This is a genomic window from Paenibacillus sp. Soil750 (assembly GCF_001428045.1).
Taxonomy (GTDB): Bacteria; Bacillota; Bacilli; order Paenibacillales; family NBRC-103111; genus Paenibacillus_E; species Paenibacillus_E allorhizoplanae.
Map to the genome: position 1 here is coordinate 214,863 of NZ_LMSD01000023.1, position 16,578 is coordinate 231,440.

The window sequence follows — 16,578 nt, forward strand, 5'->3', positions numbered from 1 at the left end:
TTATAAATCAATGAGAAATAGTAGACAAGAATGAGGAGGAATAAACATGAAATTTCGCAAAGCATTGTCCGTTCTAGCGACTAGTACCATTCTTGCTGGAGCACTTTCAGGATGTACCACCAGCGATAAACCAGCTTCATCCGAAACTCCATCAACTTCAGCGCCTGCATCTAGTGCTCCTAGCAACAGCAACGCAGCACTAGAAAAGCTAGGTCTCGATGCCAGTTTCAAATTCAAGGAGACTCGTAAAATCAAGGTAGAGGTTTATGACCGTGGTAATCCCGGGGGAACCAAACCAGAGAACAACGTCTATACAAAATATATCAAAGACGGAATGCTTCGTGACCACAATGTAGACGTTACTTTTGTTCCTGTTCCACGTTGGACAGAGGGCGAGGCGATTAACAACCTTTTGGCAGGGAATCAAGCGCCGGATATCAGTCTCACCTACTCTTATCCAACAATCCAAACGTACGCCAATATGGGTGGTGTCCTTGACCTAGGCCCTCTTCTCAAAGATAACAAAGACCTTCTGCCAAACATGTGGAATTATTTAACTGAAGCAAACATCTATTGGGACAAGGATCCTAGCAAAGGAACCTTGTGGGCCATAGAGTCTCGTTTGAACACCCTTAACCGCACGAATACCTTTGTGCGCGAGGATTGGTTAAAGAAGCTCAATCTTCAAGCGCCAAAAACGTTATCAGAATTTGAAAACATGCTAAAGGCATTTAAAGACAACGCTTCCACACTTTTAGGAAAAGATGCCGCCAAGATGATTCCTTTTTCAACGAGCTTTGACGTCGGTTGGCGTACAGATCATTTGACTGCGGCCTACGTGCCTTCTAATATAACAGACAAGGACATCTACACGCACGACTTTGACGATCGACGTTTCCTCTACCCGAACTACAAAGAAGGCATAAAAACGTTAAACAAGTGGTATAACCAAGGTCTGGTTTGGAAGGATTTCGCACTTTATCCTGCCGGAGATAAAACGGAAGATAATCTCATGAAAGCAGGCTATGTAGGCGCATTTATGCACAACTGGGATTACCCGTATCGTAACGGCGCTGACAGCATTCAGGCAGGCATTCAGAAGCTTGTTGGCCCAGATGCAGCTTATATTGCTGTTGAACCATTTGCCAACGATACTGGTGTTTATAAGAAATTTTTATCAGGTCCTGTTGACCGTAAAATATTTTTCCCAGCTACAAACAAAGAACCAATTGCTTCTCTACTCTATTTAGATTGGATTTCCAAGCTTGACAATCGCGTATTCCTGCAATTTGGAGAAGAAGGCGTTACTCGTCAAACGTTGCCTGACGGTTCCGTGAAGACAATTGCAGCAACAGGCGAAAAAATTATGAACTCTCCAGCAAACATCGACTACACGATCACAAGCAATGGTCTTGATCTTGGCGATCCAGCGAAGACAGTCAAATCAATTGCCAACGGTTATGCTGGTATTGACGCCAAATATATTGAGAAAGCGAATCAAATTACAACTCATGACGGACGTGTAGGTAAGAATGCCAATGTGGGTGCTATTAAGGCAGAAGACGGGCAAGGTCAAGCACTTAAAGAGAAACGTGATACGCTCTTGAACAAGGCTGTTGTGGCACCTGTTGACAAATTTGACGCTGTCTATGACGCGGGCATGAAGGATTACCTCGGTTCAGGCGGTCAAGCGATTATCGACGAGCGAACAGCCGCATGGGAGAAAGCTTTCGGAAAAGAAACAAAGCTGAAATAGCATTCTAAAATTGATAAAAACCAGAGGCTTGCAGATGCAAGCCTCTAGGCTTTTATGGAGGCATGGAATTCGTATGAAGCTCTTGAATGATGGTTGGCAGTTTGCAAAAGGGGAGCCAAGCGAGTTTGTACCCGTCAGCGTTCCTCATGACTGGTTGATTGCAGATACAAAAAATTTGTACAAAGATGACATCGGTTGGTACAAGCGTGATCTAGACGCAAGTAACGTAAAAGACGGACAGCGTCTATTGATCCGCTTTGATGGCGTGTATATGGACAGTACCTTGTTTGTTAACGACAAAGAGGTGGGTCAGTGGAAGTATGGGTACACGGCTTTTGAATTTGATATTACAGGTTTTATAAGCAAAGACAGCATAAACACCATTCTGCTCAAGGTCGTTCATCAAGCGCCAAACTCCCGATGGTATACAGGGGCTGGCATATATCGGGATGTGTTTCTGATTGTAAAAAACGCCTGTCACTTCGTATCTGACGGCATCTATATTACGACCCGTAAAGTGGGCGGTAAGTGGAGTTACGAAGTAGATGTGGAAGTAGAAACCGAAGGAATGCCTTATCAGGTTCACCACACGCTTTTAGAAAAGAATGACGAAATTGTAGAGTGGGACGTTGAGAAACCCCAGCTCTACACCCTGCGAAGCGAACTCTTTGTTAACGGTGAGATGACAGATACAGTGGATACCCGCTTTGGCTTCAGGACGATCGAGTTTACGACAGATCGGGGATTTTTTCTCAATGGCAGGCATGTCAAGTTAAATGGCGTCTGCCTCCATCACGATCTCGGGGGATTGGGTGCGGCAGTTTACCCGGACGCTATTCGCAGGCAGCTTGAGATATTCCGTAAAATGGGAGTAAACGCCATCCGTGCAGCTCACAACCCGCCCGCTAGCATTTTCAACGATATTGCAGATGAAATGGGTTTCCTTGTCATGAGCGAAATATTCGACGTTTGGAAACGTCCCAAAACGAAACATGACTATGCGCGTTTCTTTGATGAATGGGCGGAAAAGGATGTGGCCTCTTGGATTCGCCGTGATCGCAACCATCCTTCGATTATCATGTGGAGCATTGGCAACGAAGTTCATGATACGCATGCAGATGCAGAGTCTGGAAAAGCAACGATGACTTACCTCATGGAATTGGTGAAAAAGCATGATCCCAATGTTCATGCGCCTGTTACCTTATGCTCCAACTACATGCCCTGGGAAAATACGCAACAATGCGCCGACGTTATCAAACTAATCGGCTATAACTACGCTGAGCCATTATACGTAAAGCATCATTCTGATCATCCGGATTGGATCATCTATGGCAGCGAGACTTGTTCCACGGTGCAAAGCCGTGGTATCTATCATTTTCCACTGTCACAATCAATTTTAGCGGACGATGATCTGCAATGTTCGGCTCTTGGCAACAGCGCCACAAGCTGGGGAGCCAAAAGCGTGGAATGGTGTATCAAAGCAGACGCAGACACTCCTTTCTCTCTTGGACAGTTTATTTGGGCAGGCCAGGACTACCTTGGCGAGCCAACACCTTACCACACCAAGAATACCTATCTTGGACATGTAGATACGGCAGGCTTTCCAAAAGATTCGTATTACTTGTTTAAAGCTGCATGGACCGACTATCGAAAAGAGCCTTTTGTCCATCTGTATCCGTACTGGGATTTTTCGGAAGGTCAGGTCATCGACGTAAGAGTTTGCTCCAACGCTGCTCAAGTCGAATTGTTTGTAAATGAGGAAAGTCAAGGTATTGTGTCGCTGGATCACGATAAAATTGTTGCGGATTGGCAAATCAAATATCGCACTGGAACGCTTCGCGCGGTGGCATACGATGAAAACGGCAAACAGATTGCAAAGCAGAGCAGAACATCTTTTGGTGATGCTGTAGGGCTGCAGCTTGAGAACGAAATCATAGGCGAGCTTCTTTTTTCAACGATTACAGCCTTGGATTTCCAAGGCAATCCCGTTGAAAATGCCAACTGTCGTGTCCAGGTATCCGTCGAGAGCGGAACATTGCTCGCACTGGATAACGGCGATGCTACGGACTATGACCCGTATCAGACGGACTCCAGGCGGCTCTTTAGCGGGAAGCTGCTGGCCATCGTAAAGCGGGTTGGTCATAGCGTTCCTATCATTCATGCAAAATTAGAGCAGAGTGACGTACCTATTCGCAAAATCCAATTAACAGTGGATGGTTACCATGTGAGGGCAAAGACTTTTCCAGAACATGCAACCTATAGCGACTTATATTGGCGGGTCACAGATTCCGCTGGTATTGATAGCCAGTTGGCCACGATTGTCGTATCTGAAGATGGACAAAGCGCAACTATCAAGCCTAGAGGAGACGGCGAAGTTTATGTCCGGTGTTCCCCTAAAAATGGCGGAAACCATTTTGCTTTTATCTCAATGATTACCCTGCAAATTCAAGGCTTAGGAAAGACCTTTATTAATCCTTATGAATTCGTATCCGGCGGACTGTACAATGCGAGCAACGTAGAGCTGACCAATGGCAATGAGCGTGGCATAGCTACGTTAAGAGATGGCGAAAGTCATGTCGGGTTTAAAGACTTGGACTTTGGAGATTACGGGTCGGATGAGATTACTTTGCCTCTATTCCCTTTGAGTAAAGACCCTTTTACTTTTGAGATTTGGGAGGGAATGCCTTTGGATGGAGGCGAGCATCTCAGCACCATCCACTATGATAAAGGATCAATTTGGAATACTTACCAGGAAGTGGTTTGTAAGCTCCCGCGAAGACTGATGGGTTTGACCACCTTATGCCTTGTGTTTAGACAAAAGGTACACATCAAAGGCTTTACCTTTGCCGAGTATCAAAAGGCGTTCCAAAAGTTGAAGGCCACTGAAGTTACAAGGGTTTATGGCGATTGCTTTACCATTCATGAAGATACGATTGAAAATATAGGGAATAACGTATCTCTCGTGTATGAAAATATGGATTTCGGTGAATTAGGTGCAGGACAAATTGAAATTTGCTGGCGTTCAAAAATAGAACCAAATTCGATACAGCTCGTGTTTACCGATGGCCAGCGTGAAATCAGAAAAATGATAGAAGTGGAAATCAGGGATGAGTACGCAAGTAGCGTGTTCAGTCTAGACGAATCGATCACAGGCAAAAACACCGTGTCACTCATTTTTCTTCCCGGCTGCAACATCGACATCGGCTGGCTTCGATTTATCCATTAACAATTGCGTTGTTTTTAATCTAAAACGGCTAATGATAGTTTAACTTGGAAGAGCTGCCTCTCGGCAGCTCTTTTAGGTTTCTGTGCGAGTGGGCCGAAATTCATCAGTCCGAGATTTTTATGCTATAATGTACCCGATTAACAGCAGGAGATGATAACTGGATGGTGCTGCGCAAGATATATCGGAACTATTTGCAAAATAATTTGTTTATGAGGCTGCTGCTCCTCTTTTCCATGATTACAGTTCTAACGATTATTTCGTTTTCTTATTTTATGTACTACTCGATGTCTCAAGCGGCGATCAATCGAGAGTTGGATATACAGAAGAAAGCGCTGACGAACGTTAACAATTATTTGGGTGGAAAATATGATTCAGCCCAGTCAATCCTATTTGGCCTCTATCGGGATAGCTCGCTGGCTTCAGGTGTGTCATTTATGCTGCAGCATCCTTTTCAAGAATATGTCCAACACGGTTTGGAGCAGTATAATTTAGGCGGTAACAGCATGTGGAGCGATGGGCTGCAATATTTTAAAAATCAGGTGGAAGACAACAAAGATATCCGTAATTTGCTGCTATACAGCGAGGATCAGCAGACTTTATATGCGCTGGGGCAAAATGGGCAGATGAAATTCGTTACCGCGAATCGCGCACGCTCTTATATCCCGGATGTGATGGCTCTCGAAAGCAAGAGTGTGGAATTGCCAAATATTTGGGTGCGTGAAGCGATCGGACAATGGGATCCCAACCTGTATGCGATTCGAACGCCAATCACGGACAAGTTAACGCTGAAGACGATTGGCCAGCAGGTCGTTTATTTTAGTACGGATGGGATTTGGAAGATTTTGCAGAACGATAAAGACGAGCTGAAGGGGATGATTCTTGTCTTGGCCCCGGACGGCGGTGTGCTGTTCGATTCTTCTAATCAAAACGTTGGGAAGATCTATCCACATATGGATCAAATCAATGCGATGTATGAAAATGGTGGTTCCAGCCAAGGCGACTATGTGACGAAGCTTACGCAAAGCAAGGGGAATTTCAGCACGGTTAGCATCATCCCCCGCAAAGAGCTAGATGCTTCCTCGAAGAAAATCGGCAGTACGATTTTCCTCATCAGTGCGATTTGTATCTTTTTCGCCATTCTAATTCCGTTCCTGGTTGTGATGAGTGTCGCCAAGCGGACCAATCAAATCATCCGTTTCACACGCAAGGTGAAGCAAGGTGATCTAAGTGTACGGATACCCGATGTGCGGGAGGACGAGATCGGGCAAATATCCCGAAGTTTTAACGAGATGATTGAGGAATTGAACCTCTATATTGATCGGGTGTATAAGGCGAACATTAAGCAAAAACAGACGGAACTGACGGCGCTACAAGCTAGAGTCAATCCACATTTCCTCTACAATACGCTGGAAGTGATTCGGATGCGGGCAATCTCACAAGGCGCACATGACGTTGGCGAAATGATCTACAGCTTATCGGCGCTGTTCCGAAGTTTTGTCCAACAGAAGAAAATCTATACGCTCAAACATGAGTTGGAAGCCTGTCGTCTGTACCTGGAACTATTTCAAATTCGATATAAGGATAAATTTACGTATACCATGGATTGGGATCGACGGCTCGGGTCTGTGCGTGTGATGAAGATGTCGCTGCAACCGATCATTGAGAATTACATTGTGCATGGTTTGCGAAGCGAAAGCTCAGATAATGAGCTTCATATCCGGGTGAAGCAGGTAGAGGCGTTTCTCCATGTGCAGATTGAAGACAACGGCAATGGGATTTCACCACAGCGACTCAATGAATTGGCGTTATTTCTGCAAGATGAGGAATTGGAAGGGGAGTCTTTTGGGTTGCGAAGCATCAATCAACGGCTTAAACTGCTTTATGGCAGTGAATACGGCGTGAAATTACATAGTGAACCAGGCCAAGGAACGACCATTGATATTTGGTTGCCGATGGACGGTGGAGCGGAGGTGGACGATGTTTAGGGTCTTTCTTGCGGACGATGAACCTTTCATTATCGAAGGGTTGTATGACATTATTGATTGGGCGGAAGTTGGATTGGAGATTGTGGGGCACGCCAGCAATGGACAGAAGGCTTTGGACGCTATGCAGGAAACATCCGTCGATATTTTGGTGACAGACATCTCCATGCCGATTATGAATGGACTGGATTTGATTCGGCACGCCAGATCGGTTCATCCGGAATTAAAAGTGATCGTACTCAGTGGATTCGATGAGTTTTCTTATTTGAAAGAGGGGATGCAGCTAGGCATCGAAAATTACTTACTCAAGCCCATTAACATTCAAGAACTCAAGGCTTCGTTGCAAAATACCGTAGAGAAGCTGAATACCATGAACGAGACACAGTTGGTTCAGGCATACAGCAAGCAAATTTTGAAGGACAACACGCTGCATCGTTGGTTGACGCAGCAGATTGCGCCGCTGGAGTTCTATGAGCGTGCAGAACTTTTAGGCATCAACTTAGCAAGTACCTATATGGTCGCAGCCGTTCTGCGAATGCCTGTTGATGCAGATAAGGGCCTGGAATTTATCGCTGGACGGCTGGATGCCTACAAATGGGTGACCGTTTTCCGTGATATGGACGGAGATGTTCTGTTGCTTGCATCCATAGATCACATAGTAGAAGGCAAAAAAGAACTGATAGCACTGCTTCATCAGCTTCATACCGCGCTTCAAGACCAATCGGTTCGCATCTCGATAGGGACCGTCGGTCACCTGCCGGATGGCGTCGCGCAAAGCTATGAAGCCGCCAAAAAAGCACAGGAGTATTTCTGGATTTATCCTGAGCTGCCAGTGATTGATTATCAGGAGTTGGCTATGCATCAAGACAATCCCAAGGTGGATTTCTCGATCATTGATTGGCCGGCCTATGCGAAGCTTATTATTGCCAAAGATATAGAAAACTTGCGTGCCTCTATTCATAACGACTTCAAGCGAATGCAAGCTTTGCCGGGCATTACGCCGCACGATTTTCAGAATATCGCCTTTGAGATGGTCATTCATTTCAAGTTGGAAATCAAAGCAATCCGTCATACCGAAGAACTGGAGGCGTATCATCTTGCCTTTGAACAGATTCGCGAGGCGGTCGCGCTGGAAGAATTGGAAGCTGCCATCCTGGAGATAGCCGAGACGACAATTGGCTTTTTGATTTCGGATGTTCGAAGTCCGATTGTGCAGCAGGTATTGAAATATGTTCAACAGTCCTATGCCGAAGAGCTCTCGCTCAAAATGCTTGGCTCCCACTACCACATCCATCCTGTTTACTTAGGGCAGTTGTTTCACAAAGAGATTAATGAGACATTCACGGAGTATATGAATCGTTTCCGAGTTGAGAAGGCAAAAGAACTGCTCAAGACAACGCATGCAAAGGTTCATCAGATTGCCAAAGAGGTAGGTTACTCCGAATTGGGTTACTTTTATAAACAATTCAAAAAGTATGTTGGCATCTCGCCAACGGATTATCGTGGATTGCTCTAGGGAAAACTTAGAAGCAGTCTTTTTTTTGTGCGAAAATGATTTGATAGCGTTTTTTTCTTTATTTTAGACAGGGTTCATTTAGTTTATCGTCTATTTGTAATTGCTTTCATGCAGTACTGTAAATATAGCCCCTACGGGCATAGACAAACGAACGAGTATTCACTAGGGAGGACTCAAAAAATGAGCAAAATGAAAAAAAACTTGGTCACTACACTAGGATTGACGTTAGCGGTTTCTATGACGCTTAGCGCTTGTGGCAGTAAAGATGCCGATGATGCGAAAGGGAATGCGACAGCGAATAAACCCGTTGAATTAATTTGGTATACGATCGGAACGCCACAGAAAGATGTGGATCGCGTTATGGCTGAAGTCAGCAAGTACACCGCGGAGAAAATCGGTGTTACGGTGAAGATGAATATGACGGATTGGGGCGATTATGCCCAAAAAATGCAAGTAATGACCGCTTCCGGCACACCTATGGATATTATGTTTACGTCTTCATGGGCATTTGATTATGTGCAAAATGCGCGTAAAGGTGCATTCAAGCCGATTGACGAGCTGCTGCAAAAAAATGGACAAGGCATTGTCAAAGCATTGGACCCTGCTTTCCTTAACGGCTCCAAAGTAGATGGACATAATTATGGTGTTCCAGCTAATAAAGAGCTGCCAGCACAAGACGTATGGCGTTTCAACAAAACCCTGGCTGATAAATATAACCTTAGTCTGGATAACGTGAAATCACTGGAAAGCTTAGAACCGTTGCTTTCAGTAATTAAAGCCAAAGAGCCGAACACGTACGGATTGGCTGTTGATAAAAACTACATGCCGTATGTGCCATACGATTACATCATTGAGAAAATGCCAATGGCAGTTAGCGTAGACAACAAAGATTTGAAAGTCGTTAACATTTTAGATACACCAGAAATGAAACAAGCTTTGAAAACAATGAATAAATATTACAAAGCCGGCTACATTCCAACAGAAGCATCCACGCTGACATCCTTGAATGATGTACAAGTGACTGGCAAGTGGTTCTCCGATAAAGCAACAAATCAACCTTTCGCGGACAACCTTTGGTCAGCAAGCTATGGATACCCTGTTGTATCCAAACCAGCAAGCCCAGCTTTAATTTACAACTGGTCCGTAATGGGCTCCATGCAAGCGATCTCAGCCAACTCCAAATATCCGGAAAAAGCGATGGAATTCCTGAACCTGCTCAACACAGATCCTGTACTTCGCAACATGGTCGATTCTGGTATTGAAGGTGAGCACTACAAAAAAGCTGGCAATGACACCATGGAAAACTTACCGGCATCCAAAAACTATGATATGCCTACATTCTCCCTTGGTAATGTGCTGTTGACATACAGAGATGTCAAAGACCCTGAGAACAAATGGGAAGAATTCAAGAAATTTAACGATACAGGCGTACCTGCCCCACTGCTTGGCTTTAACTTCGATCCTACCAAAGTAATCAATGAAATCGCCGCTGTACAGAACGTGAAAGAAGAGTTCTGGGCAACACTTATGACGGGGACCGTTGATCCAGATAAATACATTCCGCTTGCAAACGAGAAATTCAAAGCAGCCGGGCTGGATAAAATTATGACGGAAGCACAAAGTCAAATTGACGCCTGGAAAGCAGCTAACAAAAAATAGAGGCAAGTTTAAGGATGAGGTGAATGTTCTGCATTCACCTGATCTTTGTCTTGCTATCAGCGGAGGGGTGATTGTATGAACAGAATAGGAACTTTTTTCAAAGATGTTAAACAAAGCAGAGTGCTGCTGCTCATGGCATTACCAGCAACACTTTGGTTCCTGTTCTTCTCTTATTTACCGATGGCAGGCATGGTCATTGCTTTCAAGCAGTACCGTTACAGCCGTGATGGTTTTTGGGCAAGTATTGTGGAGAGCAAGTGGGTTGGCTTACAGAATTTCAAATTCCTATTTAGTACGAACGACGCTTATATCATTACGCGCAACACGCTGTTATACAATATTGTGTTCATTATTGCAGGTCTGGTGCTGTCCGTTGGACTTGCCATTGTGTTATCCGAAATTACGAATAAAAAGCTTGCTAAGCTTTATCAAACAGGTATGTTCATGCCCTATTTCTTATCTTGGGTCATCGTTGGCTATTTCGTATTCAGTTTCCTAAGTGTGGATAAAGGAATGCTTAATCATATACTTCCCTGGTTTGGCGTGGATCCGATTCGTTGGTACAACGACAAGACGTATTGGCCGCTGATTATTATTCTCGTTTACCTCTGGAAATCAGTCGGTTATAGCTCTGTTGTGTATTTGGCGGCGATCATGGGGATCGATAAATCGCTTTATGAAGCAGCCATGATTGACGGCGCGAGCAAATGGCAGCAGATCCGCAACATTACCTTCCCGATGTTAAAACCGTTAATGACGATTCTGACGCTGCTCGCGATCGGACGAATTTTTTATGCAGACTTCGGACTGTTCCTGCAAGTGCCTAGAGATTCCGGGACGTTATACTCCGTAACCAATGTTATCGATACGTACGTATACCGCGGCCTTAAATCTACAGGAGAAATCGGGATGAGTACAGCGGCTGGTTTGTATCAGTCCGTGATCGGTTTCATTCTCGTGATGACTTCGAACTATGTCGTTAGAAAATTTGATAAAGACAATGCACTCTTTTAACTGAGGATTGAGGAAAGGAGGAACTGATTATGAATGCTGTCAAAGCGATGAAAAAACAAGACTTTCATAAATTGCCGCCACTTTTGAATGTGTTCGCCCATTTAGCCGCGGGTCTTTTTACCATTGCCTGTGTGTTTCCGTTTCTGTTTGTGACGATTATTTCGTTCACGGATGAGAAATCTTTGAATACGAACGGATATAGCATCTTCCCGGAGAAATGGAGCCTGGAAGCGTACCGTTATCTCTTCAAAGCAGGCGATCAATTGTTGATGTCTTATGGGGTCACAATCCTTGTAACGGTTGTAGGTACGCTTGTCAGCTTGATTCTGACCGCTACATTCGCCTATGCGATTTCTCGGAAGAGCTTTAAATTCCGGAATTTCTTCGGCTTTTTCGCCTTTTTTACGATGCTCTTCAACGGTGGACTTGTGCCGACTTATATTGTCATGACGCAATTGCTCGGACTCAAGGACTCCTTGTGGGCTTTGGTTCTGCCATTAGCGGGTAACGCCTTCTATATCATGATTATGCGTACTTTCTTTAGTACATCTGTACCGGATGCCATTATTGAATCGGGCAAAATGGACGGAGCCGGCGAATTCGGCATATTCGTCAAGCTCGTGTTGCCGCTGTCCCTGCCTGGGCTCGCAACGATCGGGTTATTCAGTACCTTGGGGTACTGGAATGATTGGTTCAATGCGCTGCTGTACATCGACACGCCGAACTTGGTGCCGCTGCAATCGATGCTGATGCGGATTGAGAACAGCATGCAGTTCCTGCTTCAGAACACGAGCAACCCGTCAGTTGGTATAGGTTTGCTACAATCGCTGCCGCAGGATACTTCGCGGATGGCGATGGTTGTGCTTGCGACGGGACCGATTATATTCGCATATCCGTTCTTCCAGCGTTATTTTATACAAGGCTTGACGATTGGTGCTGTAAAAGAGTAGTGCCCTAACCAACTTCGTAGATTATAGAAATGTGGAGGATTTACCGTGGAACAATTCAGACTGCCCAAAATTCCGATGCCCAAGCTGGAACTGCCACAAGCCATACAAGATGTCTTGTTGGAAGCCGAAGAAAAGCTGGCGCATCGTCCTAAACTCCTGCAATTATTTAAAAATTGTTTTCCGAATACATTAGAAACAACAACCAAGCTGATGCCAGATGGCACCACGTTTGTCATCACTGGAGATATTCCGGCGTCCTGGCTGCGTGATTCTGTCGAACAGGTCATGCATTACGTGCCTTTTGCCAAAGAAGATAGGGATCTTCAACGCATCATTAGCGGATTAATTAAACGTCATATGCAGTACATTCATATTGATCCGTATGCAAATGCGTTTAATGAGTCGGCCAATGACTGGCATTGGAACAAAGCAGACCAAACGGAGATGTCGCCATGGGTATGGGAGCGCAAATTTGAGCTCGATTCCTTGTGCTTTTCGATGCGTCTGGCTTATGCATATTGGAAGGAAACCGAATTGACGGATATCTTTGATGCTGGCTTTAAAGCAGCGATGGTTAAGATTTATGAGTTGTTCCTAACCGAGCAGCATCATTTTGAAAAGTCGCCTTACCGCTTTACCCGCAATAACGGGATACCAACCGATTCTCTACGTAATAACGGCTTGGGCATGCCAGTGAATTATACGGGGATGGTGTGGTCAGGCTTCCGTTCTAGTGACGATGCGTGTGACTTTCATTACAATATTCCAGCAAATATGTTCGCGGTAGTCGCTCTTCGCCATATGCAAGAATTCGCGGAATGGGTGTTCCGGGACATGGATTTCCTCGCACAACTCAAAGCGCTCGAAGCGGACATTGACCATGGCATACAATTGTATGGGATTTATCGTCATCCGACATTTGGTCCCATTTATGCGTATGAAACGGACGGTTTCGGCAATCACTGTCTGATGGATGATGCCGGGACGCCGGGTCTTATGTCGATTCCTTACTTGGGCTATGTGACCGCGGACGATCCTATTTATCAAAATACAAGACGCTTTGCGCTTAGCAAAGAGAACCCGTTCTATTTCGAAGGCAAGGTGGCTCGAGGAATCGGCAGTCCGCATACGCCGGACGACTACATTTGGCATATGGCTCTGTCCATGCAAGGTATTACGGCATCGACGGCGGAAGAGAAGCTGGAGATGATCGCGATGCTGGAAGCGACAGATGCAGATACGGGATTCATGCATGAAGGGTTTCACGTCGATGACCCAACGATTTTCACGCGGAAGTGGTTTGCGTGGTCGAACAGCCTGTTCTCACAATTAGTTTATCAAGCGATGAAGGATGGTCTTCTATGAGTCGTCCAGTCCTTATCTTCCATGAACCCGGATTCCCGAGCAGTTCGTGGAGCGATGTGCCCATCGCGCAATTGACGGCGCAAGGGGCAGTTGTGGTAGGTGCCCATGCACTTGGAGAGGCGCTAAGATCAGCAGCAGGCGGTTGTTTCGTCAATCTGCATGCGCCGTATTTTCCGAAAGCGGCGTGGCCTGATATCCTAGCGTTCTTGCAGCGCGGCGGCGGCCTCCTGAGTGTTGGCGGCGCAGCTTTCAAGCGTCCTGTCCGCTGGGAAGATGAGAATTGGCATGTGGAATCTGAGCAGACGGGCTATCACCAGCAGCTGCATATTCATGAAATTCTGCGCGTTGAAGGTACGCCAATCCGTTCCTATATCACGTCGGAAACGTTACCGCTGTTGGAAGGGCAAGAATCCCTATTCGCGCTTGCCGATACATGGAATATGGTGCCGCATACGACGCGCGACAGTGATTTGCCCCATCAGATGGGCGCGGCGGGTACGATGAGCACACAGATTTATCCGCTGCTGAAAAGCCTCGGCAAGACAGGCCGCGAAGTAGCGGCGCCTGTCGTTCTATGGGAGAATTCACGCGGTGCGTTTATCGGTTCACGTTGGCTGTTCGTCAATGTGCCGCTGAGTCCCTCGTTCTGGAGCGAAGGCGGTGCGGAGAGTTTGGCCCAGTGGGCGAAATTCTGTGCGAGCGGTGTGACCGAACTGTGGATCAAGCCGAATTATGCCAGCTATGAACCTGGCGAACATGCGATGCTGACGATTCAGACACAACATATCGGAGATAAAGCTGCAGTTAAGGCGTGGACACTGGATCTTCGGGTCGAGCATGACAAAGGGACACAGGATGTTTGGACGCATCGTCTAACTGTTCAAGTTAACAAGGAATTCAATGTGGTACGCATTCCGGTACCGATGAATATAGAGCGCGGTTTGTATCGCGTAACGTGCAAGGCAGACTCAGAGGATGGCGAGCTGCGTATACTTCGTCAAGGTTTTTGGGGGAACGATGCAGGGCTTCTCGCAGAAGGTCAGCCAATCACTTGCGGACGCGATTATTTCATCAAAGATGGTCGTCCACTGCCCGTAGTTGGCATGACGTACATGACGTCTGATGTGGCTCGCAAATTCTTATTCCTGCCGAATAGCGATGTCTGGGATCGAGATATGGCCCAAATGGCCAAAGCAGGCATTAATTGGATTCGTACGGGCATTTGGACCGCCTACCGCAATATCATGCAGGTGGATGGCCATGCTTCGGAAGAAGTATTGAGAGCCATCGATGCGTTCCTCCTGACGGCCAAGAAGCATCAACTGCAGGTCACGTTCACCTTCTTCTCTTTCACACCAGAAACTTGGGAAGGGGTTAATCCCTATCTCGATCCGCAAAGTGTGGAAGCTCAGAAGCGGTTTATTCGCTCCATCGTTTCCCGACATCAGGCGACAACCCATGTGGATTGGGACTTGATCAACGAGCCATCGATGTTCGATCCCGCTCAGATTTTCTCGGATGGCCCTCGTTCCAGTCGGGACAAATATGAGAAAGAAGCTTTCATTGCGTGGCTCAAGCAGCGGCATGAGAGCATTGAACTACTGCAAGAACTCTGGAATATGACGCCTGTGCAGCTTCCGACTTATGAAGCGGCTGTCATTCCGGAGGCGGCAGACATCAATTTTGACGTGCAGGACATGCACCGGGCGAAAAAGGGGACACGCTGGCTCGATTACTGCCTATTCTCGATGGAGATGCACAACCAGTGGGCCAAACAGCTGTATGACACAATCAAAGAGATTGTGCCTGAACATCTCGTTGTCGTCGGCCAGGATGAAGCGCTTGGCGCTCAGCGGCCTTCACCGCTTTTCTACGAAGAAGCGGTAGATTACACAACGGTCCATTCGTGGTGGTTGAACGATAACCTCGTTTGGGATGGCATCTTTGCCAAAACTGCCAATAAACCGAATGTCATTCAAGAGACTGGCATTATGTACGTAGAGACCCCGGATGGACGTGCAAAACGTTCGGAGATCGAGCTGCGCAGCATGTTGGAGCGTAAATATGCTTACGCCTTTGCAACCGGAGGCGCAGGAGCGATTCATTGGATTTGGAACACCAATTTCTATATGGATAACGCGAACGAGTCGCATATCGGAGCACTTCGTGCCGATGGTACAGAGAAACCGGAAGCGGATGTTTCGTATGAATTCGGCCGATTTATGGCCGAGATCAGAGATCTTTTCCAGGAGCGGGATCTAGAAGATATCGTGGCTGTATTCCCTTATTCCAACGATTTCTCCAACCGGAAATTGGCGTTCGATGCCACGACGGCTATGACGCGTGTGCTGTCATATAAGATGAAACTGCCGTTCCGCGCGGCATCGGAATATCATTTGGAGATGCTGGAGCATCAACCGGCGAAGCTGATTTTGCTTCCAAGCGCGCATAATTTGGATGAACAAGCATGGATAAAGCTGATCGATATTGTGAAGAGCACGGGTGCGACATTATTGGCTACAGGTCCAATCAGTCTCGACGCATACTGGAAGCAAAAGCCGCGACTCCTCGAGGAGCTTGGTGATGCAGAACTTCATAATGTGCGCCGTGAAGAAATGCTTGAGCTGGAAGGCACTTTGCACCCTGTTTCCTATGGGCGACGCCGAATTGCTGAAACGTTGAAAGAAGTACGACTTGGAAGTTCGGAAGCGAAGCCAAGTGCTGGCGGAGATCGCGTTGTTGATCTTCCTTTAGGCAATGGCCGATTGATATGGAGTCCGCTGCCAGTGGAAATAAACGATCGGATGGATACTGTAGAGGCGCTATACCGATACGCAGTAAATAAAGCGGGTTGCAGCAGCGGATTGCAGTGGCTTCAAGGCGATATCGCGGGGATTTACGGAAGGAAGCTTCGTTTCAAGGGCGGTTTCTTGTACGTATTTGTCTCCGAATTTGCCTGGGATGTGACGGTTAAAGTTCGAGATACCGATAGTGAGACAACGTATGCTTTTACATTGGAGAAAGATCGTTCCGTGCTCTTTGCCGCAGATCGGCAAGGGCAAGTGATTTCCATTTACCGCCCAGATGAAGTCCATATTGAAAGGAGCTAA

At 46.4% G+C, this 16,578-nt stretch carries 9 protein-coding genes; all 9 read left to right on the top strand.

Annotated features, from left to right (window positions below):
- Positions 1-46 precede the first annotated feature (46 nt).
- The 9 genes from ASL11_RS21195 (at position 47) to ASL11_RS21235 (ending at position 16,578) form a co-directional block, all read left to right on the top strand.
- Entirely contained in the window at positions 47-1,756 is a 1,710-nt protein-coding gene (locus ASL11_RS21195) for a hypothetical protein (protein WP_056619274.1), read from the top strand.
- Between the two features lie 73 nt (positions 1,757-1,829).
- Complete coding sequence (locus ASL11_RS21200) at positions 1,830-4,982, top strand: glycoside hydrolase family 2 TIM barrel-domain containing protein (protein ID WP_056619277.1); 3,153 nt, start codon at positions 1,830-1,832, stop codon at positions 4,980-4,982.
- 161 nt (positions 4,983-5,143) lie between these two features.
- The gene (locus ASL11_RS21205; RefSeq protein WP_056619278.1) at positions 5,144-6,967 is read left to right on the top strand and encodes a sensor histidine kinase; all 1,824 of its coding nucleotides are present in this window, start codon (positions 5,144-5,146) and stop codon (positions 6,965-6,967) included.
- Positions 6,960-8,480, top strand: a complete 1,521-nt coding sequence (locus ASL11_RS21210) for a response regulator transcription factor (protein WP_056619281.1) — start codon at positions 6,960-6,962, stop codon at positions 8,478-8,480. Before ASL11_RS21205 ends, ASL11_RS21210 begins: the two co-directional genes overlap by 8 nt.
- Before the next feature lie 180 nt (positions 8,481-8,660).
- Positions 8,661-10,139 carry an ABC transporter substrate-binding protein gene (locus ASL11_RS21215; RefSeq protein WP_056619284.1) on the top strand — a complete coding sequence of 493 codons (1,479 nt, stop codon included), beginning with the start codon at positions 8,661-8,663 and terminating at the stop codon, positions 10,137-10,139.
- Between the two features lie 75 nt (positions 10,140-10,214).
- Positions 10,215-11,153 (top strand): ABC transporter permease, encoded by a 939-nt coding sequence (locus ASL11_RS21220; protein ID WP_028553304.1) that lies wholly within the window; start codon positions 10,215-10,217, stop codon positions 11,151-11,153.
- A gap of 29 nt (positions 11,154-11,182) precedes the next feature.
- Positions 11,183-12,103 carry a carbohydrate ABC transporter permease gene (locus ASL11_RS21225; RefSeq protein ID WP_056619289.1) on the top strand — a complete coding sequence of 307 codons (921 nt, stop codon included), beginning with the start codon at positions 11,183-11,185 and terminating at the stop codon, positions 12,101-12,103.
- 45 nt (positions 12,104-12,148) lie between these two features.
- Positions 12,149-13,468 (top strand): glycoside hydrolase family 125 protein, encoded by a 1,320-nt coding sequence (locus tag ASL11_RS21230; protein ID WP_056619291.1) that lies wholly within the window; start codon positions 12,149-12,151, stop codon positions 13,466-13,468.
- The gene (locus ASL11_RS21235; protein ID WP_056619295.1) at positions 13,465-16,578 is read left to right on the top strand and encodes a beta-galactosidase; all 3,114 of its coding nucleotides are present in this window, start codon (positions 13,465-13,467) and stop codon (positions 16,576-16,578) included. The genes ASL11_RS21230 and ASL11_RS21235 overlap by 4 nt, the downstream gene beginning before the upstream one ends.

Coding starts and splice junctions, on each gene's coding strand:
- ASL11_RS21195 (WP_056619274.1), top strand. CDS start 47: ATGAAATTTCGCAAAGCATTGTCCGTTCTAGCGACTAGTACCATTCTT.
- ASL11_RS21200 (WP_056619277.1), top strand. CDS start 1,830: ATGAAGCTCTTGAATGATGGTTGGCAGTTTGCAAAAGGGGAGCCAAGC.
- ASL11_RS21205 (WP_056619278.1), top strand. CDS start 5,144: ATGGTGCTGCGCAAGATATATCGGAACTATTTGCAAAATAATTTGTTT.
- ASL11_RS21210 (WP_056619281.1), top strand. CDS start 6,960: ATGTTTAGGGTCTTTCTTGCGGACGATGAACCTTTCATTATCGAAGGG.
- ASL11_RS21215 (WP_056619284.1), top strand. CDS start 8,661: ATGAGCAAAATGAAAAAAAACTTGGTCACTACACTAGGATTGACGTTA.
- ASL11_RS21220 (WP_028553304.1), top strand. CDS start 10,215: ATGAACAGAATAGGAACTTTTTTCAAAGATGTTAAACAAAGCAGAGTG.
- ASL11_RS21225 (WP_056619289.1), top strand. CDS start 11,183: ATGAATGCTGTCAAAGCGATGAAAAAACAAGACTTTCATAAATTGCCG.
- ASL11_RS21235 (WP_056619295.1), top strand. CDS start 13,465: ATGAGTCGTCCAGTCCTTATCTTCCATGAACCCGGATTCCCGAGCAGT.